Origin of the sequence: Ensifer sp. ENS11 (assembly GCF_014851895.1) — a bacterium.
In the GTDB taxonomy this organism is placed as follows: Bacteria; Pseudomonadota; Alphaproteobacteria; order Rhizobiales; family Rhizobiaceae; genus Ensifer; species Ensifer canadensis.
Genome location: NZ_JACVAN010000006.1, coordinates 201,464 through 224,715 on the forward strand (window position 1 = coordinate 201,464; position 23,252 = coordinate 224,715).

A 23,252-nucleotide genomic window follows, 5' to 3' on the forward strand; every position below is an offset into this window, starting at 1 on the left:
ATCATAAAATTCAATCATTGTATAAGCGCAATTGAATTGTTGGTCGGGGCGGGAACGCCTATCTGTCCGGCACAGGACGACAGCCGCGCGCGCCTTGAGGTGCACAGTCGCTGTCGCAGTTTTGAAATGCTGCATGTGGCCTTGATCGATCCCGATTAAAGACGGCATGCCGCGGGCGCCCATTGCCGGCGCCGCGGGAGGATTCCATGAGAAAAGACGAATTCTGGGAAGGCGTGCGCGGCGGCTTCCCGATCATGCTAGCGGCGTCACCCTTTGGCGCGCTGTTCGGTGCGCTTGCGGTCGACAATGGTTTTACCATCGCCGATACCGTGTTCATGAGCGCGACGGTTTATGCCGGCGCCAGCCAGATGGTCGGCATCGAGCTGTTCGGCAACCATGTCCAGCCATGGCTGGTGGTGCTTTCGGTCTTCGCCGTCAACTTCCGCCACGTGCTCTATTCCGCCTCGATCGCCAAATACATCCGGCATTTCACCCCGGTCCAGAAGTTCTTTGCCTTCTTCCTGCTGGTCGATCCGCAATATGCCGAGACCGAGAAGCGCGGCGAGCGTGGCCTGCCGGTGACCTTCCCCTGGTATCTCGGCTTCGGCCTGGTGATCTATTTCCCCTGGATCTTCAACACGCTGCTTGGCGCGATCTTCGGTCAGTTGATCGGCGATCCCAAGGCCATCGGCCTCGACGTGCTCTTGCCGATCTACTTCCTCGGCCTGGTGATGGGTTTTCGCAAGCGTGACCGCTTTTTGCCGATCGTTGCGGTTTCTGCCGTGGCGTCGGTTGCCGGCATGCATCTCGTCGGCTCGCCCTGGCATGTCAGCATCGGGGCGCTGGCGGGCGTGCTGCTCGCCGCCTGCCTGCCGCCGACCGAGACGGTTTCGGCACCGCCCGTCGCCATCGAGAAGGAGGCCTGAGCCATGGACCCGCAACACCTCAATCTCATCTATCTGATCATCGCGGCGGCCGTTGCGACCTTCATCACCCGCATCGGTGGCTATGTGCTCATCACCCAGATGAAGCAGATCCCGCCGCGGCTCGAATCGGCATTGAACGCCGTTCCGGCGGCGGTGCTGACGACGCTGGTGGCGCCGGCCTTCGTCTATGGCGGCTTCGACGTCGCGGTCTCGATGTTCGTCGCCTTCGCCATTGCGCTCGGGCTTAATCTCTCCACCTTGCGCATGCTCGTCATCGGCTGGGTGGTGGTGATGCTGATCCGGCATCTCGTCCTGTAGGTTCCTCACCGCCTTTGTGCGGGCAATCCCTGTCGCTGGTCGTGTCGTCGAAGACGGCGCGGGCAGGGCAGGGTGCGCTGAACGCTCCGGCGTTGGCTTCGGGCGCGTCCTGGATTATCATCCTCTGATTGCCGGAGAGGTACGGCTGCGCCGCGCGCCCTGTCTGACGCGCAAAGGTCGCGGTTGCACTTTGACTTGCTGCAGCCTCCCGGTGGTGGAGGAGCGACCATGATTACCAGGATCTCGATTGCCCTTTTGCTCGCGCTTGCGCCTGCGACGGCCTTTGCCAACCAGTGCCCCACCATGATGGCTGCGATCGATGCGGCCATCCCGACGGCCTCTCTTTCCGAGGCCGACATGGCGAAGGTCACGGCGCTGCGCAAGCAGGGCGAAGACCAGCACAAGGCCGGCGATCACGCCGCGTCGGAGGCAACGCTCGGCCAGGCCAAGAAACTGTTGGGAATCTGAAAGGAAAAGCCGGGGCTTCCCCCAAGCCTTTGTGCTTCTTCTTGAAAGCCGGCGTCAGAGCGGGATGAGGAAAACTGCGTGCGGTTTTCCGGCCGCATCCCGCCCCAATTTGCTACAGCGCCGGGCGCTCTCCCGGATTCGCTTGTTGCGCTTTAAGCTCTTGTTTTTGCGCATGTCGTTATCGCAAAACCACTGCGCACCTTTGCGCGACATGCTTTGGGGACTGGAAACGCGCTTCAGCCCCTTCGCAATGCCCCACTCAGCGTGTGATGGCTTTCGTCGCGGTCTTCAGCCAGTTGCGGGTCTCGTCGCCCACCAACAGCGGCATCAGCTTTTCGCGCGTCTCGGCGTGGTAGGCGTTGAACCAGCCCAGTTCCTCGTCGGTCAGCAACGCCGGCAGCACCAGGCGGCTGTCGATCGGGCAATAGGTGATCGTGTCGAAGCCGAGCATCGCCAGGTCGCCGCCGGCGATCTCTTCGGCCGGTTGCACCACGATGAGGTTTTCGATGCGGATGCCGAAGGCGCCGGGGCGGTAATAGCCGGGCTCGTTCGACAGGATCATGCCGGGCAGCAGTTCCTGGGTTGAAAGCCGGGCGATGCGCTGCGGTCCCTCATGCACCGAGAGGTAGGAGCCGACGCCGTGGCCGGTGCCATGGGCGTAGTCGGCGCCAGCCTTCCACAGCGCGATGCGGGCCAAGGGGTCAAGGTCGACACCGCGCGAGCCCTTGGGGAAACGCGCGGTGCTGATGGCGATCATGCCCTTCAGCACCAGCGTGAAGAAGCGCTTCTGCTCTTCCGGAACCGCGCCGACCGCCACCGTGCGGGTGATGTCGGTGGTGCCGTTGATGTATTGCGCGCCGGAATCGATCAGGAACATGGTGCCTGCTTCGATCGCGCGGTCGGTTTCGGTCGTCACGCGGTAGTGCATGATCGCCGCATGCGAGCCGGCACCGGAGATGGTGTCGAAGGAAATGTCCTTGAGTGGGTTTTGCATGCGCTCGCCGACGGTGGCACGGGCGGCTTCCAGCTGGTTGGCAGCGCCGATCTCGGTGACGGTGCCGGGCTCGGCCTTGTCGAGCCAGGCGAGGAATTCGACCATCGCGGCGCCATCCTGCAGATGCGCGCGGGTCGAGCCCTCGATCTCGGCCCTGTTCTTCTGGGCGCGGGGCAGGCGGGCTGGGTCGACGGCCTCGACGACCTTGCCGCCCTTGGAGCGGATCAGCTCGGAAATGGCGAAGGAGGCAAGGTCCGGGTCGAGCATGACGGCAGCACCCGCAGTACTGAGCGTCGACAGGCGGTCGTCGAAGGTCGAGGGTGCTGCGATCTCGGCGATCTGGGTGAGATAGGCTTCCTGCTCGATGCCGGTCTTGCGCTTGTCGAGGAAGATCTCGGCGCGGCCGTCGGCATGGATGATGGCGCGGGCGAGCGGATGCGGCGTGTGCGGCACGTCGGTACCGCGGATATTGAAGGTCCAGGCGACGGAGGAGGGGTCGGTCAAAACCACGGCGCTGGCACCGGCCTTTTCGAGGCCGCCAGCGATGGTCGCGATCTTGTCCTTGGCAAGCTCGCCGGCCTGCTCGATCGGCTGGATGGAGACGCGGCCGAGCGGGGCTGCCGGGCGACCGGTCCAGATGCGGTCGAGCGGGTTGTGGTCGAGGAAGACGAGCGAGCCGCCGAGGACGGCAAGCGCCTTTTCCAGCCGGCGCACTTCAGCGCCTGTGTGCAGCCACGGGTCGATGCCGAGCCTGAAGCCCTTGGTGCCGTTATTTTCCAGCCAGAGATGCGGCGGCTCGCCGATGAGATCGCCGCCGATAAAGACCTGGCCGTCGACCTGTTCCTTCAGCTGGGTCACGTAACGTCCATCGACGAAAACGACAGCCTGACGCTGCGTAATGAGGGCGACGCCGGCGGAACCGGTAAAGCCGGTGAGCCAGGAAAGCCGCTCCGACGATGCCGGCACATACTCGCCCTGGAACTCGTCGGCACGGGGTACGAGAAACCCGTCGATGCCGAGGGCGGCGAAGGTGGCGCGCAAGGCTTCTGTGCGCTCCTTGCCGAACTGGGGCGTGGAGGTGACTTCAAAGGACTGAAACATGAGGGATTTCCGGTAAATTGGGCGGAGAACCGCGGGAAAGATGCGCGATCTTAGCGGAAACGTCCATGGGGAGGAAAGAGGCGAGATCCCGCCGGGCATGCCGGCGGCAGGACGTGCACAGAATCAGAGCATTTCCAGGAAAAGTGCGAAGCGGTTTTCCGTCAGGAAATGTGTAAAAACAAAGAGATAGAGCGTTTTTGCGATTCCGCATAAATCGGAAATGCTTTAGAGGGCAATTGCTCATTTACCATACATATGCGCTTTCTGCATGGCTCCTATGCCAAGAAGCTGCTATCTCTATCGGAATAATAGTTTATAAGCCGCCTCAACGAACACGGACGAACATCCGGTGGTTCAAAAGCCTGCAGTTCCGAGAATAGTTGATCACTCTGTTCTCCTCCTCCCTCAAGGGTGGTCAATTTCGGAACGGTAGACGCCCGCTCGAGCGCTCCTCCTCCTCAGGCTCGCGGGCATGGTTCGGTCTCAAGCCGAACCAGCAGGCGATGCCCCTGGCATCGCCTTTGTTTCGAAGGGCCGCCCGTCATGAAAGACGTGGCGGCCTTTTCGTTTTTCTTCGGCTTGGCTTTTTGGCGCTGGCACCCTGACATCAACGGCTCTTTCGTGCGCCGTTATGGAGCACGTGCCACAAGATGATTTTGCACAAGGTCACAATCCCGATATTGTGGACGAGTTCGGTTTCCCAACAGAGTGCGCCACCCGAAGGAGACGTGGGAGCGTGGTCGAGAAATCAATCCACCGCCGCCTTGTTGCGATCCTCGTCGCCGATGTGGTCGGCTATTCCCGCATGATGGAAGCCGATGAAGCCGGGACGTATGAGACGCTGAAGGAGCGGCGAAGTCATGTGCTCTACCCGGTGGTGCGCGCCCATGGAGGACGCATCGTCAAGCTGATGGGCGACGGCGTGCTGGTCGAATTCGCCAGCGCGATTGACGTCGTCGAGGCCGCGCTCGAGCTTCAGCGGAAGATGGCGGAGGCGAATGCCGGTGTTCCAGAACCCAGCGAGATCCTGCTCCGCATCGGCATCAACATCGGCGATGTCATCGGCGAGGGTTCAGACATTTATGGCGAGGGGGTCAACATCGCAGCGCGACTGGAAGCGCTGGCCGAGCCGGGTGGCATCTGCATGTCCGAGAAGGTGCACAATGAAGTCCGAGGCAAGATCCCCGTCGTGATGAAAGACCTCGGACTGGTGCAGCTCAAGAACATTGCTGCGCCGGTCAGGATCTTCGGAATGGAGACGGCCCGGGCACTGCTCCAAACGACACTTTCTCGCGGCAGGGAATTTACCACCATCGCCGTTCTGCCTCTCACGAACATGTCGGGAAGCACAGAGCAGGACTACTTCGCCGACGGCCTCACCGAGGACATCATCACCGAGCTGAGCCGCTTCCGGAATCTCTCCGTCGTCGCCAGAAACACCACGTTCAGCTACAGGGGCCAATCGGTGAACGTGGCGGAGGTGGGCCGGCAGCTCGGTGCGGAATTCGTCCTCGAAGGCAGTGTCCGGCTGGCTGGCCAGCGCCTGCGCGCCTCGGTGCAATTGATCGACACACAGACAGGGGCGCATGTCTTTGCCGAGAGATTCGATCGCGAAATGGCGGACATCTTCGCGGTCCAGGATCAAATCGTCGATGCGATCATAGGTCGCCTGTTTTTCAATCTTCAAGAGGTGGCCGGGGCCGTTCGCGCAAGGAGTTCGACGACGGATATCTCCGCCTATAGGTCCTGGCTCCGGGCAGGGGCTGCCTGGCGCAACGGTGACGAACAGGGTGCACGCGGGCACATGCAGGAGGCGATCCGCGTCGACCCGACCTATGCGCCCGCTCTCGCCTCGCTAGGATTGCTCTACGCATACTGGCGGTTCAGTGAGCCTGATGCTGCGACAGATGCCGGGCTTGAGGTTGAGTGCCAGGAATATGCCGCGCGGGCGATCGCTGCCGACAGAAACGATCCATTCGTCCTCACCAGCGTTGCTGCATGCTTTCTGTTGGTCGGGAAAATTGACGAGGCCCTGCGCTACTCCGACATTGCGATCTCGATGAGCCCGCGCGACATGAACGTCCTTGTCGCCCGAGGCATGATCCTTTCCTATGCGGGAATGCATGAAGAAGGCTTGGCGCTTGTCGAACGGGGCTGCAAGTTCGAGCCGCTCCTGCCGCCGGCGTTCCTCTCCAGTCTCGGGGACTGCTACTATCTCGCGCGCAGGTTCGATGCGGCATTGACCGCCTACGGAACCCTGATCGATCCGCCGTATTTCTTCCGATTGAACCAGGCGGCCTGTCTCGCCCAGCTCGGCAGGGCGGAGGAGGCGGCAATCATAACGCGCGCGATGCCCGCGGCGTTCGATGCAGACGTCTACGCCCGAAACACCGCGAAGATTTGCTCCTTGTCAGAGGATGCGGAGCTCTGGCTGAACGGCTTCCGCAAAGCCGGCATATCCATCGCTCAGTTCTCCCACCGCCGTCCGGCGAAGGGATAGGCTGCAAACCGAGACCAGGTCAGGCTTTGCGAAGAAACCCTGCGGCTGTCGCTCCGGACGCGTGCCTCACTTCTCCAGGTGGATCGTCACCCAGCCGTTGCGCCAGATGGTGCGGACATGGCGCAGGTGCTGCCCGTTATAGGCGGCAAGCACCTTCCAGCGCTGCTCGGCAAGAATGCCCGAGAGGATCACCGAGCCGCCGGGGGCGAGGTTGGCGGTCAGTTGCGCTGCCATCTTCATCAGCGGACGGGCGAGGATGTTGGCGATGATCAGGTCGAAGGGGCCGTTGCCGCTGAAGGCGGTGGAGTGAAAGCCGGGGGCCGTCGCAAAGGTCATGCCGGTGACGACGCCGTTGCGGCGGGCATTTTCCTCGGCAACGCGGGTGGCAATCGGGTCGATGTCGGTGGCGAGCACCGTCACATGCAGGAGCTTCCAGGCAGCGATCGCCAGCACGCCGCTGCCGGTGCCGAGGTCGAGCACGTTGCGCACCGTGCGGGTGCGCGCCACGGTCGCCAGCACTTCGAGGCAGCCGGCGGTCGTGCCATGGTGGCCGGTGCCGAAGGCCTGGCCGGCCTCGATCTCGATGGCGATCTCACCGGTGCGGACCTTGTCGCGGTCATGGGAGCCATGCACGACGAAACGGCCGGCGCGCACGGGCGCCAGCCCCTCGAGCGACTTGGCGATCCAGTCGATATCCGGCAGCACTTCGCGTTCGATGGCAAGATGGGAAAAGTCGTCGGCAAGCGCCTCCGTCAGCCGCTCGTTGACGCTCTCCTCGTCGGCCGCCATCATGTAGATCGAGGCTTCCCAGACGTCGCGCTTTTCGTCGACTTCCGTCGTGCCGATGGCAAAATCCTCTTCGCCGAAGACCTCGCTCATGCGGTCGAGCACGGCTTCCGCCTGCTTCTCGGTGGTGGTGACGAAAAGTCTGATCTCGCTCAAGGCTCTGTCCTTCGGCTGGCTCTGCATAATCGCCGCACGCCCTATCCGACGTGCGCCGCTGCAAGCCCCCGCCGCTAGCATGAAAGCTTGGCAAACGCAAAGCGCCGGGCGATGCCGGCGCTAGCAAAGATGTTCGATTGGGGCAGGAGCGGTCCTCAACCCTTGGTGAGGTTCTCGAGCTTCTTGATCGCGGTTTCGGGGTTTTCCCCGTAGGCGATGGTGCCGGAGAAGCTGCCGTCGGCGTCGAGCAGGAACACCGAGGCGGTATGGTCCATGGTGTAGTCGCCGTCAGGCTTTTCGGCGTCGAGCGGCACCTTTTTGGCGTAAACGCGGTAGCCCTTGACCATCTCCAGCACCTTGTCGGCCGGACCGGAAATGCCGGTGATGCGCTTGGACACGTTGGAGACGTACTGGCCGAGAATTTCAGGCGTGTCGCGCTCAGGGTCGACGGTGATGAAATAGGCCTGCAGCTTGTTGCCTTCCGGGTCGACCTTTTCCAGCCAGCCGTTCAGCTCGAACAACGTCGTCGGGCAGACCTCCGGGCAATGGGTGAAGCCGAAGAACAGCGCGGTCGGTTTGCCGGAGAAAGCCTTCTCGGTGATCTCCTTGCCATCCTGCGCCACCAGCGTGAAGGGCACGCCGAAGGGGCCGGAGGCGCCCTGCTGCTTCGACTGGGTCATCTCGTAGGTCAGCCAGCCGAGAACGCCGGCCATGACGACGACGGCGGCCCAAAGGGCGATGCGAATGGTTTTCATGCGTGCTACCGATTTAGTTGGGGCCTTGGCCGGCCATATCAGGTTGATCGGCTTTTGATACCGTCTCCGCCGCAGCCACGCAAATGGGACAATTGCCGCAGGCAATCTCTTTGTGTTGAAGCATTTCCGGACGGAAAACCGCTTCGCACTTTTCCTGGAAATCCTCCGGCAGTAATGCCCGTCAGCTCAGATGCACCAGGCAAGGCCGGACTGGGCGAGCGCCAGGAAGATATCGGCGCCGTTCGCCATCCAGCCGCGGAAGGCGAGAAGCGTCACGACGGCAAGCGCCATCGCAAGACCCGCAAGCAGCGGAAGCCGGATCGATCTCTGCGTTCTCGTGTTCATGACCCTATCATAGCATCCGGAGCGCCAAGGGGAAGGGATCTCCGGCCGGGCCGGAGATCGGCGTTCAGGCGGCCGGCAACACCAGCGGGTCGAGATCGGCGCGGTAGCGCTGGACGGCCTGGGTCGTTTTCGCGTCGAAGGGCAACAGAAGCGGCAGGAGAAGATCGCGCAGGAACAGTGCGACCGGGCCCTTTGCCTGCTTCTTGGCGCCACGGCGGCGGCTGATGCGGACGATGTGTTCCACCCGGTCGCGCCGGAGCGTCTCATAGGCCCTGAAGGCCCGGCTCGGCGCGCCATAGGCGGTGAGGCAGGCGGCGAGCACGACGGCATCCTCGATCGCCATCGAGGCGCCCTGGCCGGCATGGGGAGAGACCGCATGGGCGGCATCGCCAAGCAGCACGACGCGATCGTCGAACCAGCGCGGCAGGTGGCCCATGTCGAAGACCGGATAGGCGCGCGGCACCGAGGTGACGGCCGCGGCGATGTCGCGGACCGGGGCGGCGTCGCCGGCGTGCTGGGCGCGGGTGCGGGCGGCAAGGGCTGCCGGATCCGGCCGGCCGATCGCCGTCTCCTCGTCGAGCGTGAAGGAATCGAACCAGAACACCGGCCCTTCCTGCGCCTTGATGTAGCCGAAGAAGGCGCTTTCGCCGAACATCAGGCGCAGCACGCCGCCGCTCGACGGCACGTGAGGACAATCGAGAAAGCCGCCGGTGCCTGTCAACCCGGTATAGAGCGGCTCGGGCGAGGCGGGCAATGCGAGGCGCCGCGTGCGCGACCAGACCCCGTCGCAGCCGGCGAGCCAATGCGCATGCGCACTCTCGCCGTTGCCGAAGCGCAAGGTCACGCCGTCCGCTTTCCGCTCGATGTCGATGAGCGCGTGGTCATAGCGAATGTCGACGCCCTGCGCCGACGCTGTCTGGCGTAGCGCCTCCAGCAGGTCGGCGCGACGCAGGGTGATGCTCGCGGCGCCCGCCTGCCGTTGGGCTTCCCGCTCATCGAGCAATGCCAGCCGTCGGCCAGCGGCGTTGAGGATTTCAATGCCGGTCGTCGGGATGCCGAGGGAAGAGACACGCTCGGCAAGGCCGAGCGCGCGCAGCGCATTGATGCCGTTCGGCGCCAGCGTCAGGAAGGCGCCTTCGCCGGACGCCTCCCGCGGCCGCGCCTCGAAGATCTGGACTGAGTGGCCGGTCTGGCGCAGGCGAATGGCGAGGGACAGGCCGGCAATGCCGGCGCCTGTTATCGCGATGGAATTCTGCTTTGGCATATGCGTCTCCAAGGCTTGCGTCCGCTGCAAGCGAAGTTCATATTGTTGCGATGAATGAAAAGTACGATGGATTAATATTTAGATGATCGAAGTAAATTCGTCAAGCCCGGCGCCGGACGGACTCGTCCGAGCAATTGGCGGCGCCGTGATGCGCTGGCAGGATGCGACCCAAGCCTATGACGAGGCGGTGGGCGAGCGGCTGCAGCTCAATGCCGCCGAGCGCCGCTGCCTCGCGTTCTTGCATGCCGGCCCGCGACCGGCCGGCGCGATTGCCGAGGAGACGGGACTGACGCCAGCGGCGGTGACGGCGCTGATCGACCGGATGGAGGCACGCGGCCTCTTGCAGCGGACGCGCAGCGCCGAAGACCGGCGCAAGGTGATGGTGGAAAACACCGATGCAGTGGAGATGCTGACGGCGCCCTATTACCGGCCGATCGCCGAGGAAGGTGCCGGCTTCCTCGCGACCTTTTCAGCCGAGGAGCAGGCGGTTCTGCTGCGCTTTCTCGAAGGGGCGACCGCGCTCCAGCAAAAGCATCTCGCCGCGCTGCGTTTCTCCCCATGATTCGGGGGTCGGCTTAGCGAATGCTTAAGGTCTGTTTGCCAGTGTTTTGCCAACGCGGGTGAAGTGCTTCACCTCTACATGACATGACGTCATCCGGTTTGATCGAGCCCGGCTTTCCGCATCGATTTTAACGGAGGACTTCGCCTGGTTTTGGCAGGTCCGTGACCATGGACTGCCCTATGACCGCAACGTCTGCGCCCCTGAAAAAGAACCTCACCGTCAGCCAGCGGCTTGCCACGCTCGCCGGTGCCGCCTTCGTTGGCTTCGGCTCCGTGCTCGGCGTCGGCTGGTATGAGGACATGCGCTCGAACGAGGCGCTGAACGGGGCGATCACCGCGCAGCGCGGCCTGACCGCCGTCGACGAGATGCGGCTTGCCACCACCAACCTCGTGCTCAACGCCATGGATACCATCGTCGACCGTAACGAAGGCGTGATCCATCCGGAGCGCGCCGCAGGCATCGCAACCACGCTTAGCCTTCTCGAAGCCAGCAAGGCGGATATCAAGACGCTGGCGACGCTGCTCGGCCGGACTGACGCGCTTTCGACCTTCGACGCGGATCTCACCGAACTTCGCCAGGCAATCGGCGTCGACCTGAAGACGCTGGTCGAAGGCAAGGCTTCGACGGAAGAATTCGGCAAGATCGACGACGCGATCGACGGTGCCGGCGAACGGCTTGGTAAAGCACTTTCGCAGCTCTCCGAGGCTGCGACACAACTGGTTCAGACGCGGGTCGACGAAGCGCGCGCCGTTTCGGCCGATGCGCTTCTGCTGCAGACTATAGCCGGTCTCGTCGCCATGGCGACCTTGCTCGGCCTGCTCTGGTTTCACGGGGCGACGTTGCGCCGCGGCATCCTCGGGCTTCGCGACAGCATGCAGCGCATCCAGAAGGGCGAGCTCGGCTCCAAGGTCGAGGCGCTTGACCGTGGCGACGAGATCGGCGTCATGGCCCGCTCCGTCGATCTCTTCCGTGCCTCGGCCATAGAAAAGCAATCGCTCGAGCAGAATGCGGCGGCAAGCCGCCGCGAAATCGAGAAGGAACGCGAACAGCAGCAAAGCGAGCGCGACGAAGCGGTTCGCCGCATCCAGGCTGCGGTCGACAGCCTCGGCCTGGCACTGACGCAGCTTGCCGAAGGCGATCTCGCCGTCACCATCGACCGCCCCTTCGATGGCAAGCTCGATACGCTGCGCCGCAATTTCAACCAGACGGTCGAGCGCCTGCGTGACGTGCTCTTCAACGTCAAGGAAAACGCGCTCTCGATCGAGACGAATGGCCGCCAGATGCGCACCGCCGCCGACGACCTGGCGCGCCGCACCGAAAAGCAGGCCGCATCGCTGGAGCAGACATCCGCCGCCCTCGACGAGATCACGGTGACCGTGCGCACCGCGACCCAGCGCGCCGAAGAGGCGAGCCGCATGGTCGACGAGACCCGCACCAATGCGCAGGAATCCGGCCGCATCGTCGGCGAGGCGATCAGCGCCATGGCCCGCATCGAGGATGCCTCGAACGAGATCGGCACGATCATCAACGTCATCGACGAGATTGCCTTTCAGACCAACCTTCTGGCGCTGAACGCCGGCGTCGAGGCAGCGCGGGCAGGGGAAGCCGGCAAGGGTTTTGCCGTCGTGGCGCAGGAAGTGCGCGCGCTGGCGCAGCGCGCCGCAGGCGCCGCCAAGGATATCAAGACGCTCGTCGGCCGCTCGGGCAACGAGGTCGGCACCGGTGTCCGGCTGGTGCAGGCGACGGGCGAGGCGCTCGGTCGCATCGGCGCCGATGTCGCGCGGATCAACGAGCACATGAGTTCCATCGTCATGGCGGCGCGTGAGCAGTCGACCGGGCTCAACGAAATCAGCACGGCGGTCGGCCAGCTCGACCAGATGACGCAGCAGAACGCCGCGATGGTCGAACAGACCAACGCCTCCAGCCACACGCTGGCGCAGGACGCGGAAAAGCTGACGCAACTCGTCGGCCAGTTCCACGAGGGCCGGACCGTCCAAGCATTGATGCGCTCCAACGCACCGTCGCAGACGACCGCGAGCGTGAAGCCAGTTACGACCGTGAAGCCGGCAGCGCCTGTCCAGACGCGGGCTTCAACGCAGATCGCAGCCGCAACGACGCCTGCAGCTGCAAGGCTCGTACCCAGGGGCACGCACAAGGCGGTGCCTTTGCACAACCTTGCCTCGGCAAAATCGACCTCGCGTCCAGCTCCATCCCCCGCCAAGGCCCTGATGGGCAAGCTAGCGGGCGCATTCGGCAACCAACCGGGCTCCGTGCCATCGACGTCGGCCTCCGGTGAGAATTGGGAAGAATTCTGATCATGTCCAACGCAATCAAGCAGTCCGGTGCCTATCTCGAAATCGTTTCGTTTCATCTGGGCGACCAGGAATTCTGCATCGACATCATGGCGATCCGCGAAATCCGCGGCTGGGCGCCGGTGACGCCGATGCCGCACACGCCGCCCTACGTGCTCGGCCTCATCAACCTGCGCGGCGCGGTGATCCCGGTCATCGACATGGCCTGCCGTCTCGGCATGAAGATGACCGAACCGTCGGAACGTTCGGCGATCATCGTCACCGACATTGCCGGCAAGCTGGTCGGCCTGCTCGTCGAGCAGGTATCCGACATGATGACCATCAAGAGCGAAGATCTGCAGCCGGCGCCGGAGATCATTCCGGAAGCGCAACGTGCCTTCTGCCGCGGCATTGTCGCGCTGGAAAAGACCATGGTCTGCTTCCTCAACCTCGACACGGTGATTGCCGACGAGCTGGCGCAGGCCGCCTGACCACCTTCGAGCCGCGGATTGGCGATGCGCCCTGGGGCTTTCCCGGGGCGTTTCGCGTTTTGCGCGTGGCACGTTGGTCAGAAAGCCCGCAGGTCAAGTTAAACTTGCGTCATGATTTTCACGCTTGGGCGAGGCTATCGTGACAAAACGTCATGAGCGCTGACGGAACAGTTGTACTACTTTAGCGTTGTCGCAGCGTACCTGTTCGGAGGCCGGGTACCGTATTTTTGAAACAGGAGTTGAACCTATGACCATGTCTGTAAGGAAACTCATTGCCGCGCTCTCCGTAACAACGCTCATTGCCGGCGCCGCCGGGCCAGTTCTGGCTGACAGCTACTATCAGGGCATCGACGCGAACAATCCTCCCGGAACACAGTATCGCGCCAGGGTCGCCCCGATGCGCACCACCGTTGCTCCAGTCGATAGGATGTCGACAGGCAGTATCTACAGAACCGTTCCGCGTGCCTACCAGCAGCCGTTAACTGATCGCTATCAGGGTGGTGACGGCGACTACTACCAGGGTATCGTCCCGCCTACCTATTGAGCATCGATGGCCTGACGCCAGTTGTGGGGACTGGCCGGTGACAAAGCCCTCCTGGAACACTCTTCCGGGAGGGTTCGTTTTGTCAGGGCTTCGGCTTGCCTTCCTGCCAGTTGACGGTCTGCCCGTAGAGCGGGATCGTCGTGATCGACATCTTGGCCGAGCCGTCGGTCAGTTCGCGCGAGTGGGCAAGATAGATCAGCGTGTCGTTCTTGCGGTCATAGATCCGGGTGACGAGCAGGTCTTTCCAGATCAAGGACAAGCCGGAGCGGAACACTTCCTCGCCTTCTTTCGAAAGGTCGATGTCGCCGATCTCGATCGGGCCGGTCTGGCGGCAGGCGATCGAGTTGTTGGATGGATCCTCGAACCAGTTGCCGTTTTTCAGCCTATCGATGACGCCGCGATCGAAATAGGTGACGTGACAGGTCACACCCTTGACCTTGGGATCGCTGACCGCGTCGACGATGATGTCGTTGCCGAGCCAGTCGACGCCGACTTCGCCGACGGTTTCGGCCCGGGCGGGAGAGACTGTCGTTACGAAAGCGGCAAGGCTGGCTAGCATCAAGACGCGGAACGAACGGGACATGAATTTCCTCCGGTGGTTTGCACCGTTCACATAGGTTCTGCCCCAATCAATGCAAGATGGCCAGCGCAAGGTGGACACGTGAACCGGGCTGAGCGGAGGTTCCCGGATCAGCCGGTGTCGCGCAGCAGTTGCGGTGCGAGCGAATAGGCCTCGGCAGCGCGAAGCTGTGCGGCGGCAGCGGCAAGCACGCGACCGCTGGCGTCTGGCTGCAGCCTCCCGGCGATGGTGCAGCGGTCGCGTCCGTCGGCCTTGGAGGCGTAGAGTGCCATGTCCGCCCGGATCATCACGTCGGTCATGGTATCGCCAAGGCCCGCGCTGGCAATGCCGATGCTGACAGTCAATCGGATCGGCTGGCCGAAACGTCCGACGGGGGTGACGCGGACCGTACGGCCGATCTCCTCGGCCAGCAGAAACGCTTCGCCTTCGGTATGGTCAGACAGCACCACGCCGAATTCCTCGCCGCCGATGCGGCCGAATGTGCCGCGTCCGGCAAGGCAGGCGGTGACCGTGTCGGCGAAATGGCCGAGCGCGGCATCGCCGGCCGCATGGCCATAGCGGTCGTTGATCTGCTTGAAATAGTCGAGGTCGAGCAGCAGGAAGGCGGCGGGGCGCGCGTGCGCCGTGCACGAGGCAAAGATGCGTTCGCCAAGTTCGATGAAGGCGCGCCGCGACAGCGCTCCTGTCAACTCGTCGCGGGCAATCGTGGTCTTGAGATCGGCGATGACGCGGTCATGAGTCATCAGGATGACGCCGAGAAACAGGATGGGCATGTAGAGCAGCCACATCGCAGCCAGCAGAAAGTTCCAAGCAACAAGGGGAGCCGGGCCCGCCTCGTTCACGGGGGAAGGGGGCGAGATCGCGGCGATCTGCAGGAGCGTGACGCTGGCAATGGCGGCACCGATGACGATTGCCTTCCGTGTTGTCGGGTCGCTCGCTGTGCGCAGCCTCAGGACGGAAATGGAGGCGACCACGAAGACGGCGGCGGCGATGCCGAGCGTGATCAGCGCCCGAGCCGCGGTACTCTCAGCGCCGAACGCAGCCAGAACCGAGATGGTTGCAACCATCGTTGCGCCGAGCGGCAGGATTGCCGGCCTCCAGCTGGGTAGAGCGAAGAACGAGCGGAACCCGGCGAGTACGAAGAGACAGGCGATGGCAAGAAACGCAAAGCCGACAAGCAGCAGCGGCCGGAGAGACTGGATCTCGGCCAGCATCACCAGTGTCATGGCAATGGCTGTCATGGCACAGCCGGAAGCGAACTCCGCAGCGCCTGGCATCGATGATTTCTGCAGCGAAAGCAGTACCGGCAGCATCACCAGTAGGCATATGATCGATAGGGCGGGGAGAAAGCTCATTTCGAAACGGCCTGTCGTGCTAAAATCGAGGAAGGCGGCTTACGTCAATGCCAAATATGCAGGGGTCAATTGGTAGCTTTGGCGCCTTAACGAAACCCGGCGGAAATCGCTGCAATTTTAGCGACTGCCGAAATTGACACGGTTGTCCACCGATGCGGAGTGACAACTGCCGGATGGTCAGGCGTTTCGTCGGCGGTGACGCGGTGCCAGGCGGTTCAAGCGGCCTTCTGCGGGCCGGGAGAGGCGACATGTTCACGGGACCGGTGTTCTTCGAAAACAGGGCCGACGCCGGCCGCAGGCTGGCGCAGGCGGTGGCCGTCGAGGCGCCGCCGGAGCCCCTGGTCATGGCGCTGCCGCGCGGCGGCGTTCCGGTTGCCTTCGAGATTGCCACGTATCTCCGCGCACCGCTTGAGGTGCTGATCGTGCGCAAGATCGGCGCGCCGGGTCATCAGGAATTCGGGCTTGGCGCACTGGTCGATGGCGAAGAGGCGGAACTGGTGCTGAACCGCGAGGCCGTGCGCCTGGTGCGGCCGCCGCGCGGCTACATCGCCGCCGAAGCCGAGCGCCAACGCGCGGAAATCGCAAGACGGCGGGTGCTCTATCTCGGCGATCGCGAGCCGCATTCGCCGAGGGATCGCAATGTGGTGCTCGTCGACGACGGCATTGCCACCGGCGGCACGATCCGCGCGGCGATCCAGGCGCTGCGCCGGACCGGTGTGCGTAGCCTGCTGTTGGCGGTTCCCGTTGCGCCGGCGAGCGCGCTCGCAAGCCTGCGGCCGTCGGTCGACGGCATCGTCTGTCTCTCCACCCCCGCCTTCTTCCGCGCCGTCGGCCTGCATTACCGCGACTTCGAGCAGACCTCGGATGCCGAGGTCATGACCTTGATCAGCAGGGCGAGGGCAGGCGGGTGCGATGACGCTTGAGACGGAGGTTGTTACCGCCAACATCTGCCTCCGGCCGTATTGAAACCTTGGAACCGCCGCGCCACATTCCCGGTGCTTGATTGAAGCGTGAGGACGGCCGCCGGAGGAGGTGGGCCGGAAGAGGGGAATGATGGCAGTTTCACTGGACATTGGGAAAACGCTTGCCGATTTTTGCCGACCGGACCGGATGGCGCTGGTGGTTTATGACATGCAGGCGGGGATCACCAATCAGGTCAAGAATGGCCCGGCGATCCTGGCTGAGGTGCTGAAGGTTCTGGAGGCCGCGCGCGCCGGCGGCTATCCCATCATCTTTCTGCGGCATCTGTCGATGCCGAAGCCGCTGATGGGCGCGTTCCAGATGCGCCAGGCGATGGCCTGGCAGCGCACGGACGATCCCGATGCCGTCAAGCCCTGGTTCCTGCGCGGCACGCCGGGCTTCGAGCTGGTGGCGGAACTGGCGCCGCGCGACGATGAGGCCATTCTCGACAAGATCACGTTCTCGGCCTTCGAGGGCACGCCCCTTGCCATCATCCTGCGCGATCTCGGACTGACCTCGTTTGCCATCTGCGGCATTGCAACCGAAATCGGTATCGATCCGACGGTGCGCCATGGCGCCGATCTTGGGCTGGTGCCGATCGTCATCCGCGATGCCTGCGGCGCCGGCCACCACGAGGCCGGCGAGCGCTCGATGGACAACATCGCCTTCATGGGCGACGCGATCCTGACCGGCGTGGACGAGATCATCGGGGCGATGGCCAAGGGCCGAATGTAGCGGCAGTCTTTGTCGCTGGTCCGCTCCAGCTCGGGCTGTTTCAGTGGGTGCACGGTCCTCGCAATCGCGAAGACCGTGGCGCCTTCGCCCCTTGAGGGCTGAGCACGCCTTGCGCAGGCAGGCTATGAATGGAAAGACATCACGCCATCATCCCCATAGTTCATTCGCATCGATCCAGCAGGATAGAGATATGACCGACGCAGTTCGCATCCGCCCGATTGTCCGCAGCGATTACCAGCAATGGCTGCCGCTCTGGGATGGTTACAACGCCTTTTATGGAAGGTCGGGTGCAACGGCGCTCGATCCTGATATCACCGCAATGACCTGGTCGCGATTCTTCGATGCTTACGAGCCGATGCACGCGCTGGTGGCCGAAAACGAGGGACGGCTGGTCGGGCTCACCCACTACCTCTTTCACCGCAGCACGACGTCCATCGGGCCGAACTGCTATCTCCAGGATCTCTTCACCAGCGAAGCTGCGCGCGGCAAGGGCGTTGGCGCGGCATTGATCGAAGGCGTCTACGAGGCCGCCCGCACGGCCGGCTCGCCGCGGGTTTACTGGCAGACACATGAGACCAATGCCACAGCGATGGCACTTTACGACAAGGTGGCGGAGCGTTCAGGCTTTCTCGTCTACCGCAAGATGATCTAGGCTTTAGCTTGGCTGAAGGCTGTGTGACAGCGGGCAACTGGGGTGGACGCGATGGACAACGTGCAGGTTTCTACGATCGGCTTCACAAAATCATCGGCGGAAGATTTTTTCGATCGCCTGCAGAAGGCCGGCGTCAAGACGATCGTCGATGTCCGGCTGCACAATACCTCGCAGCTTGCCGGCTTCGCCAAGGCCAATGACCTTGCGTTCTTCCTGAAGAAGATCGGCGGTATCGACTATGTGCACCAGCCGCTTTTTGCGCCCACCGAGGCGATCATGAAGGCCTACAAGACCGACAAGGGCGACTGGAAGACCTTTTCGCGGGACTTTCTCGACCTGATGGCGGAGCGCAAGGTCGAGCAGCACGTGAAGCCGGAGGCGCTGCAGGGCGCCTGCCTGCTCTGCGCCGAGGACAAACCGCACCGCTGCCACCGCACCCTCGTCTGCGAATATCTCAACGATCGTTGGGGAGGCCGCCTTCGCGTCGAGCATCTGTAGGACCTGACAGTCGCCAGCAGCTGTGCCGTCTCCTTCAACCGTCACGCTCTTGATGAACGCTCCCGTACTCGCAAGCTGTTTGAACAACATCAGCCTTGTGGCCATGGTCGCGATGGTAGGCAAGGAGTAGTGAATGTAGCTCGGCAAAAGTAATGGCAAGGCCGTGCGAGACCACTAGGAGCCCTTTGGGTGTTCCAAACATGCCGCTTCGCCGAATCTTCGCGCCAATTTTCTTATGTAGGCGGCCGATCGTGTTCGGATCGAGTGTCAACACAATCATTTTTTGTTTGTGATACTCGATCGGATTGAGGCCGACGATCGCGGGCCAGGGGATCATGCTCGGAGCCAGTCGAGCATCGCTAAACCCCTGAGGGGACAACATGATAACGCTGCGTCGCATCGGAACGTAGAGGACGAGTACACCCAGGAATGCAGCGGGCCAAGCTATCGAGCCGAGATAGCGGGCGAACAACAAGCGACCAGAACCTGCTTCTACACCCAGTTCAGTACAGTTGTTAGGGAAGCCGCCGACAGTGCTGCGGCGGCGGCGAGGATTCCTATCAATTGGGGCCAGGATTTTTTGACTTCGACGGTGCGGGAGGTGTCAATCATATTGGCCGTTCCGCCTGGGCGATTTAGAATCCGATGCCGGCAATCCAAATCGTCCGTTGTCCCAACTGGTTGCCACCTGATGTGCCAGCCTAGCAGACTCGTTGCGCTCACGCTTTCTCGACAAATCCATCCAGCACGCGCTTCTGCCCGGCCTTGTCGAAGTCGATCGTCAGCTTGTTGCCTTCGATCGCTGAAATGTTGCCGTTGCCGAACTTCATGTGGAAGACGCGGTCGCCGACGGTGAAGCGCGAGGGCTCGGTGCTGGTGGATTTCGCCACCAGTTCGCCATCGATGGTGCGGCTGCGCGGGCCGCTTTCGCCGTAGCCGATGCGCTCGACGGCGTGGCCGGAGCGCGAGCCCCAGTTGTCGCGCGTCGCATCCGAGCGGTTCTGCTGGGCGCGCTTCCAGCCGGGGGTGGAGTAGTTGTTCTGGAAGGGATCGGCCTTGTCGAAGCGCGACTGGCCATAGCCGCCGCGGCCGTACCCGCCATAGGACTGCTCGGTCTCGGCCACCTCCACATGGGTATTCGGCAACTCGTCGAGGAAGCGCGAGGGCAGGGTGGACTGCCACAGCCCGTGGATGCGGCGGTTGGAGACGAACCAGATGTGGCAGCGGTGCTTTGCCCGGGTGATGCCGACATAGGCAAGACGGCGTTCTTCCTCGAGGCCGGAGCGGCCGCCCTCGTCAAGCGCGCGCTGGTGCGGAAACAGGCCTTCCTCCCAGCCGGGCAGGAACACGGTGTCGAACTCCAGCCCCTTGGCCGAATGCAGCGTCATGATCGAGACGGCATCGAGGTTTTCGTTCTGCTCGGCGTCCATCACCAGCGCGACGTGTTCGAGGAAGCCGCGCAGGCTCTCGAAGGCTTCCATCGAGCGGATCAGTTCCTTGAGGTTTTCGAGCCGGCCCGGCGCTTCGGCCGATTTGTCGTTCTGCCACATAGCCGTGTAGCCGCTCTCGTCGAGGATCTGCTCGGCAAGTTCGGTGTGCGGCGTGGTTTCGAGCAGGCTCTGCCAGCGGCGGAAATCGGCGACGACATCGAACAGCCCCTTGCGGGCCTTGGCCTTCAGTTCGTCGGTCTCGATGATGTCAGTCGCAGCCGCAAGCATCGGCACGTCGCGGGCGCGGGCATAGTCGTGCAGGGTGCGAATGGTGGTGTCGCCAAGGCCGCGCTTCGGCGTGTTGACGATGCGCTCGAAGGCAAGGTCGTCGGCCGGCTGGCAGACGAGCCGGAAATAGGCCATGGCGTCGCGGATCTCGAGCCGCTCGTAAAAGCGCGGGCCGCCGATGACGCGGTAGTTCAGGCCGAGCGTGACGAAGCGGTCTTCGAATTCGCGCATCTGGAACGAGGCGCGCACCAGGATCGCCATGTCGTTGAGCTTGTGGCTCTTGCGCTGCAGTTGTTCGATTTCCTCGCCGACGGCGCGGGCTTCCTCTTCGGAGTCCCAGGCGGCGTGCACCTGCACCTTCTCGTCATCCGGGTCGGTGCGTTCGGTAAACAGCGTCTTGCCGAGGCGCCCCTCGTTGTGGGCGATCAGATGCGCGGCGGCGCCGAGAATATGCTCGGTCGAGCGGTAGTTGCGCTCGAGCTTGATGACCTTGGCGCCGGGGAAATCCTTTTCGAAGCGCAGGATGTTGTCCACTTCCGCGCCGCGCCAGCCATAGATCGACTGGTCGTCGTCGCCGACGCAGCAAACGTTCTGCGGCACGCCCTTGGCGCGCTGCGCCAGAAGCCGCAGCCACATGTACTGCGCGGTGTTGGTGTCCTGATATTCGTCGACGAGGATGTAGCGGAACTTGTCGTGGTATTCCTTCAGCACATCCGGATTGCTGCGGAACATGCGGATCGGGTGCAGCAGCAGATCGCCGAAGTCGCAGGCGTTCAGCGTGCGCAGCCGGTTCTGGTAGGCGGCGTAGAGCTCGCGGCCCTTGCCGTTGGCAAAGGCGCGGGCATCGCCCTCGGGGATCTGCGCCGGGTCGAGGCCCTTGTTCTTCCAGCCGTCGATCATGCCGGCGAACTGCTTGGCCGGCCAGCGCTTGTCGTCGAGGCCCTCGGCCTGGATGATCTGCTTGATCAATCTGACGACGTCGTCGGTGTCGAGAATGGTGAAGTCGGAGCGCAGGCCCACCAGCTCGGCGTGGCGGCGCAACAGCTTGACGCCGATCGAGTGGAAGGTGCCGAGCCAGGGCATGCCCTCGACCGCATGGCCGACGAGCACGCCGACGCGCTCCTTCATCTCGCGCGCCGCCTTGTTGGTGAAGGTCACCGCAAGGATCTGCGAGGGGAAGGCGCGGCCGGTGGAAAGAATATGGGCGATGCGGGTGGTGAGAACCCGGGTCTTGCCGGTGCCGGCGCCGGCGAGAACCAGCACCGGGCCATCCAGAGATTCGACCGCTTCGGCCTGTTCCGGATTGAGGCCGGAGAGATAATCCGGGCGCTGCTGGCGGTCGCGGGCAGCCATGGCGCGCGCGGCGATGCCGCCCGTTGCTGGCGGCTGCTTGCGCGGGGCCGGCTCTTCGTCGAAGAAGGGAATGTCGTCGAAACCACTCATCATGCGGCTCAATGTAGTGATTCGGAGGCGAAAGGCCAGAAAGGATGTTCTTCTTTTATTCCGTTTTCTGCGCCACCCGCACCAAGCCTGTGGAAAGACAGGCGATTTCGAAGCCGCTTATTCTCGCGCTCACCGCCGTCAGGCCGTCCTGTCGAAGGCAGCGTCCACCGGCACCTGCAAGGCGGTCGCCAGCTGGTTGGTTCTGGCGGCAAGTGAGATCACGCGCAAGAGATCGGCATGTTCGGCGTCGCTCATGCCCTTGGCTCTCGCGGCAGCCGTATGCGAATGGGCGCAGTAGCCGCAGCCATTGCTGACGGAAACGGCGATGTAGAGCATTTCCTTGACCAGCGGATCGAGCGCGGAGGGCGTTGCCATCACCGCCTTGACGTCGCGCCAGGTCTGCTCCAGCAGGTCGGCATCGAAGGCGAGCCACAGCCACATATTGTTGATGAAATCCGATTTGCGGGTGGCGCGAATGTCGTCGAACACGGCTTTTACGCGCGCGTCGGATTCCGGATCGGCAGGCGGGGCGATGGTGCTCATGACGTCTCCTGGTCATAGGGTCAATCGGGGGGCGTCCGGCGGCGGACGCCGCCGGATCGGCAGGTTGGTATCCCTCTTTGCTTGTACGCATTTCCTCACGGAAAACCGCTTCGCATTTTTCCTGGGTATGCTCTAGACGAGCGCAAACACGCGCGCCGGACCGCCGGTGCCGCCGCGGTGTTTGGGCGCGCCAAGCACGAGGGTCGCGCCCTTGACGGGCACCTTGTCGAGGTTGGCGGCCGCCTCCAGTCCCCAGCGGCCTTCCGGCAGCCAGGCATAGTGGGTGGCGAAATCAGGCGAGGGGCCATGGTCGAGCGAAAGCGTGTCGACGGCGATGCCGGCCGCCTTGGTCTCGTCGAGCAGGTATTTCGCCGCCTCGGCGTGGAAACCGGGAAAGTGCATCTTGCCGTTTGCATCGGCATTGCGGAACTTGTCAGTGCCAAGGTGCGCTCCCCAACCGGAAAGCATGGCGACGCAGGCGTTTTCCGGAATGTCGCCATTGGCGGCGACCCAGGCCTTGATGTCGTCGGGTGTTATTTGCGCATCGGCATCGGCGGACGCCTTCTCGCGGATGTCGACGACGCAGAGTGGCACGACGAGCTTTTCAACCGGCAGCTCGGCGACCGACAGACCATCGGCGGAGAAATGCAGCGGCGCGTCGACATGGGTGCCGGTGTGTTCGTTCACCCGGAGCTCGAACAGGTTGAACTTGTCCTTGGCGTAGCTGAACTTTTGCTCGCGGAAGAACTGCTGCTGGCCGAAGAAGGTCGGGAACTCCTCGTAGAGTTCGTGGGTGAGGTCGGTGACGCCGGTGTGTCCCTGGGCGAGCGCCGGCGGGGCGATACCGGCGCTCGCGGCGGCGATGCCCGCTGTGCCGACGGCTGCTGCCTTGAAGAAGCTGCGGCGGGACAACATTTTCTGCTTTACGGATTCCACGACGCACGCATCGCACATGTCTTTGCTTCCCTCTCAAGAAGCGGTCGAAACCTGATGGCAATGGCTGCCAGCGGTTGCAGGATACCTCAGAGGAAATCGCTGTAAACGGTCTTTGTCCCGTGCGTTTTGATGGAATGACACGGCGATCGCGATTGCCGGCGCACGATGGCGCTGATGTCATCATGCCGCCAACAAATACGCTTTTATTACAATTGCGTAATGATGGCATTCCGCCGTTGCCCACAAAGGTGCGAACAACGATACTCTGGGCAAATCGGAACGTTCCGCCGGCGCGTGCCGCGCAGGAGCGCGTTTTGCATATTTGGAGACA

At 63.1% G+C, this 23,252-nt stretch carries 23 protein-coding genes; 12 read left to right on the forward strand and 11 right to left on the reverse strand.

Features of this window, described 5'->3' with window-relative positions; genetic code table 11:
- Window positions 1-206: 206 nt before the first annotated feature.
- From IB264_RS14245 to IB264_RS14255, 3 genes are all read left to right on the forward strand, one after another.
- The gene (locus IB264_RS14245) at window positions 207-926 is read left to right on the forward strand and encodes an AzlC family ABC transporter permease (protein WP_025427707.1); all 720 of its coding nucleotides are present in this window, start codon (window positions 207-209) and stop codon (window positions 924-926) included.
- Window positions 927-929: 3 nt separating this feature from the next.
- Window positions 930-1,244, forward strand: coding sequence for an AzlD family protein (locus IB264_RS14250; protein ID WP_025427706.1), 315 nt, complete (start codon window positions 930-932; stop codon window positions 1,242-1,244).
- Window positions 1,245-1,472: 228 nt separating this feature from the next.
- Entirely contained in the window at window positions 1,473-1,712 is a 240-nt protein-coding gene (locus IB264_RS14255) for a hypothetical protein (RefSeq protein ID WP_025427705.1), read from the forward strand.
- A gap of 259 nt (window positions 1,713-1,971) precedes the next feature.
- Here the strand turns inward: IB264_RS14255 and IB264_RS14260 are convergent, their stop codons facing one another.
- A complete protein-coding gene (locus IB264_RS14260) occupies window positions 1,972-3,807 on the reverse strand; it encodes an aminopeptidase P family protein (protein WP_025427704.1) in 1,836 nt (611 codons plus the stop codon).
- 736 nt (window positions 3,808-4,543) lie between these two features.
- Here IB264_RS14260 and IB264_RS14265 point away from each other — a divergent pair.
- Complete coding sequence (locus tag IB264_RS14265) at window positions 4,544-6,307, forward strand: adenylate/guanylate cyclase domain-containing protein (RefSeq protein ID WP_025427703.1); 1,764 nt, start codon at window positions 4,544-4,546, stop codon at window positions 6,305-6,307.
- A gap of 66 nt (window positions 6,308-6,373) precedes the next feature.
- Here the strand turns inward: IB264_RS14265 and IB264_RS14270 are convergent, their stop codons facing one another.
- The 4 genes from IB264_RS14270 to IB264_RS14285 form a co-directional block, all read right to left on the reverse strand.
- Window positions 6,374-7,249, reverse strand: a complete 876-nt coding sequence (locus IB264_RS14270) for a 50S ribosomal protein L11 methyltransferase (protein ID WP_025427702.1) — start codon at window positions 7,247-7,249, stop codon at window positions 6,374-6,376.
- Between the two features lie 155 nt (window positions 7,250-7,404).
- The gene (locus IB264_RS14275; protein WP_025427701.1) at window positions 7,405-8,004 is read right to left on the reverse strand and encodes an SCO family protein; all 600 of its coding nucleotides are present in this window, start codon (window positions 8,002-8,004) and stop codon (window positions 7,405-7,407) included.
- Window positions 8,005-8,190: 186 nt separating this feature from the next.
- A complete protein-coding gene (locus IB264_RS14280) occupies window positions 8,191-8,349 on the reverse strand; it encodes a hypothetical protein (protein ID WP_025427700.1) in 159 nt (52 codons plus the stop codon).
- Between the two features lie 64 nt (window positions 8,350-8,413).
- Window positions 8,414-9,613, reverse strand: coding sequence for an NAD(P)/FAD-dependent oxidoreductase (locus IB264_RS14285; protein WP_025427699.1), 1,200 nt, complete (start codon window positions 9,611-9,613; stop codon window positions 8,414-8,416).
- Window positions 9,614-9,761: 148 nt separating this feature from the next.
- On the opposite strand from IB264_RS14285, the gene IB264_RS14290 reads away from it, so the two are divergent.
- The 4 genes from IB264_RS14290 (at window position 9,762) to IB264_RS14305 (ending at window position 13,501) form a co-directional block, all read left to right on the forward strand.
- Window positions 9,762-10,175: a MarR family transcriptional regulator gene (locus IB264_RS14290; RefSeq protein WP_309141651.1), complete on the forward strand. Its 414-nt coding sequence runs from the start codon at window positions 9,762-9,764 to the stop codon at window positions 10,173-10,175.
- 179 nt (window positions 10,176-10,354) lie between these two features.
- Window positions 10,355-12,490: a methyl-accepting chemotaxis protein gene (locus IB264_RS14295; RefSeq protein WP_038577246.1), complete on the forward strand. Its 2,136-nt coding sequence runs from the start codon at window positions 10,355-10,357 to the stop codon at window positions 12,488-12,490.
- Between the two features lie 2 nt (window positions 12,491-12,492).
- On the forward strand, window positions 12,493-12,957 hold the full coding sequence (locus IB264_RS14300) for a chemotaxis protein CheW (protein ID WP_018326507.1): 465 nt from the start codon (window positions 12,493-12,495) through the stop codon (window positions 12,955-12,957).
- Between the two features lie 247 nt (window positions 12,958-13,204).
- Entirely contained in the window at window positions 13,205-13,501 is a 297-nt protein-coding gene (locus IB264_RS14305; RefSeq protein ID WP_025427696.1) for a hypothetical protein, read from the forward strand.
- 82 nt (window positions 13,502-13,583) lie between these two features.
- On the opposite strand, the gene IB264_RS14310 is transcribed toward IB264_RS14305, so the two are convergent.
- Window positions 13,584-14,084, reverse strand: a complete 501-nt coding sequence (locus IB264_RS14310; protein WP_025427695.1) for a CreA family protein — start codon at window positions 14,082-14,084, stop codon at window positions 13,584-13,586.
- Window positions 14,085-14,191: 107 nt separating this feature from the next.
- The gene (locus IB264_RS14315) at window positions 14,192-15,436 is read right to left on the reverse strand and encodes a diguanylate cyclase (protein WP_025427694.1); all 1,245 of its coding nucleotides are present in this window, start codon (window positions 15,434-15,436) and stop codon (window positions 14,192-14,194) included.
- Window positions 15,437-15,684: 248 nt separating this feature from the next.
- On the opposite strand from IB264_RS14315, the gene IB264_RS14320 reads away from it, so the two are divergent.
- From IB264_RS14320 to IB264_RS14335, 4 genes are all read left to right on the forward strand, one after another.
- Complete coding sequence (locus IB264_RS14320; RefSeq protein ID WP_025427693.1) at window positions 15,685-16,359, forward strand: phosphoribosyltransferase; 675 nt, start codon at window positions 15,685-15,687, stop codon at window positions 16,357-16,359.
- A gap of 130 nt (window positions 16,360-16,489) precedes the next feature.
- Window positions 16,490-17,131, forward strand: a complete 642-nt coding sequence (locus IB264_RS14325) for a cysteine hydrolase family protein (RefSeq protein WP_225906331.1) — start codon at window positions 16,490-16,492, stop codon at window positions 17,129-17,131.
- A 190-nt stretch (window positions 17,132-17,321) separates the two neighbouring features.
- Window positions 17,322-17,783: a GNAT family N-acetyltransferase gene (locus IB264_RS14330; protein WP_025427691.1), complete on the forward strand. Its 462-nt coding sequence runs from the start codon at window positions 17,322-17,324 to the stop codon at window positions 17,781-17,783.
- A gap of 51 nt (window positions 17,784-17,834) precedes the next feature.
- Complete coding sequence (locus tag IB264_RS14335) at window positions 17,835-18,281, forward strand: DUF488 family protein (RefSeq protein ID WP_025427690.1); 447 nt, start codon at window positions 17,835-17,837, stop codon at window positions 18,279-18,281.
- A 34-nt stretch (window positions 18,282-18,315) separates the two neighbouring features.
- Here the strand turns inward: IB264_RS14335 and IB264_RS14340 are convergent, their stop codons facing one another.
- The 4 genes from IB264_RS14340 to IB264_RS14355 form a co-directional block, all read right to left on the reverse strand.
- Window positions 18,316-18,618 (reverse strand): hypothetical protein, encoded by a 303-nt coding sequence (locus IB264_RS14340; protein WP_128090488.1) that lies wholly within the window; start codon window positions 18,616-18,618, stop codon window positions 18,316-18,318.
- Between the two features lie 382 nt (window positions 18,619-19,000).
- Window positions 19,001-21,445, reverse strand: a complete 2,445-nt coding sequence (locus IB264_RS14345; protein ID WP_025427688.1) for an ATP-dependent helicase — start codon at window positions 21,443-21,445, stop codon at window positions 19,001-19,003.
- Between the two features lie 135 nt (window positions 21,446-21,580).
- Complete coding sequence (locus IB264_RS14350) at window positions 21,581-21,985, reverse strand: carboxymuconolactone decarboxylase family protein (RefSeq protein WP_025427687.1); 405 nt, start codon at window positions 21,983-21,985, stop codon at window positions 21,581-21,583.
- A gap of 132 nt (window positions 21,986-22,117) precedes the next feature.
- Complete coding sequence (locus tag IB264_RS14355) at window positions 22,118-22,939, reverse strand: cyclase family protein (protein WP_025427686.1); 822 nt, start codon at window positions 22,937-22,939, stop codon at window positions 22,118-22,120.
- Between the last annotated feature and the right edge of the window lie 313 nt (window positions 22,940-23,252).

What these genes read in the sequence shown, in the direction of transcription:
- IB264_RS14245 (WP_025427707.1), top strand. Translation starts at nt 207, where the DNA reads ATGAGAAAAGACGAATTCTGGGAAGGCGTGCGCGGCGGCTTCCCGATC.
- IB264_RS14250 (WP_025427706.1), top strand. Translation starts at nt 930, where the DNA reads ATGGACCCGCAACACCTCAATCTCATCTATCTGATCATCGCGGCGGCC.
- IB264_RS14255 (WP_025427705.1), top strand. Translation starts at nt 1,473, where the DNA reads ATGATTACCAGGATCTCGATTGCCCTTTTGCTCGCGCTTGCGCCTGCG.
- IB264_RS14260 (WP_025427704.1), bottom strand. Translation starts at nt 3,807, where the DNA reads ATGTTTCAGTCCTTTGAAGTCACCTCCACGCCCCAGTTCGGCAAGGAG.
- IB264_RS14275 (WP_025427701.1), bottom strand. Translation starts at nt 8,004, where the DNA reads ATGAAAACCATTCGCATCGCCCTTTGGGCCGCCGTCGTCGTCATGGCC.
- IB264_RS14280 (WP_025427700.1), bottom strand. Translation starts at nt 8,349, where the DNA reads ATGAACACGAGAACGCAGAGATCGATCCGGCTTCCGCTGCTTGCGGGT.
- IB264_RS14285 (WP_025427699.1), bottom strand. Translation starts at nt 9,613, where the DNA reads ATGCCAAAGCAGAATTCCATCGCGATAACAGGCGCCGGCATTGCCGGC.
- IB264_RS14290 (WP_309141651.1), top strand. Translation starts at nt 9,762, where the DNA reads ATGCGCTGGCAGGATGCGACCCAAGCCTATGACGAGGCGGTGGGCGAG.
- IB264_RS14295 (WP_038577246.1), top strand. Translation starts at nt 10,355, where the DNA reads ATGACCGCAACGTCTGCGCCCCTGAAAAAGAACCTCACCGTCAGCCAG.
- IB264_RS14300 (WP_018326507.1), top strand. Translation starts at nt 12,493, where the DNA reads ATGTCCAACGCAATCAAGCAGTCCGGTGCCTATCTCGAAATCGTTTCG.
- IB264_RS14305 (WP_025427696.1), top strand. Translation starts at nt 13,205, where the DNA reads ATGACCATGTCTGTAAGGAAACTCATTGCCGCGCTCTCCGTAACAACG.
- IB264_RS14310 (WP_025427695.1), bottom strand. Translation starts at nt 14,084, where the DNA reads ATGTCCCGTTCGTTCCGCGTCTTGATGCTAGCCAGCCTTGCCGCTTTC.
- IB264_RS14315 (WP_025427694.1), bottom strand. Translation starts at nt 15,436, where the DNA reads ATGAGCTTTCTCCCCGCCCTATCGATCATATGCCTACTGGTGATGCTG.
- IB264_RS14320 (WP_025427693.1), top strand. Translation starts at nt 15,685, where the DNA reads ATGTTCACGGGACCGGTGTTCTTCGAAAACAGGGCCGACGCCGGCCGC.
- IB264_RS14325 (WP_225906331.1), top strand. Translation starts at nt 16,490, where the DNA reads ATGGCAGTTTCACTGGACATTGGGAAAACGCTTGCCGATTTTTGCCGA.
- IB264_RS14330 (WP_025427691.1), top strand. Translation starts at nt 17,322, where the DNA reads ATGACCGACGCAGTTCGCATCCGCCCGATTGTCCGCAGCGATTACCAG.
- IB264_RS14335 (WP_025427690.1), top strand. Translation starts at nt 17,835, where the DNA reads ATGGACAACGTGCAGGTTTCTACGATCGGCTTCACAAAATCATCGGCG.
- IB264_RS14340 (WP_128090488.1), bottom strand. Translation starts at nt 18,618, where the DNA reads ATGATCCCCTGGCCCGCGATCGTCGGCCTCAATCCGATCGAGTATCAC.
- IB264_RS14345 (WP_025427688.1), bottom strand. Translation starts at nt 21,445, where the DNA reads ATGATGAGTGGTTTCGACGACATTCCCTTCTTCGACGAAGAGCCGGCC.
- IB264_RS14350 (WP_025427687.1), bottom strand. Translation starts at nt 21,985, where the DNA reads ATGAGCACCATCGCCCCGCCTGCCGATCCGGAATCCGACGCGCGCGTA.
- IB264_RS14355 (WP_025427686.1), bottom strand. Translation starts at nt 22,939, where the DNA reads ATGTGCGATGCGTGCGTCGTGGAATCCGTAAAGCAGAAAATGTTGTCC.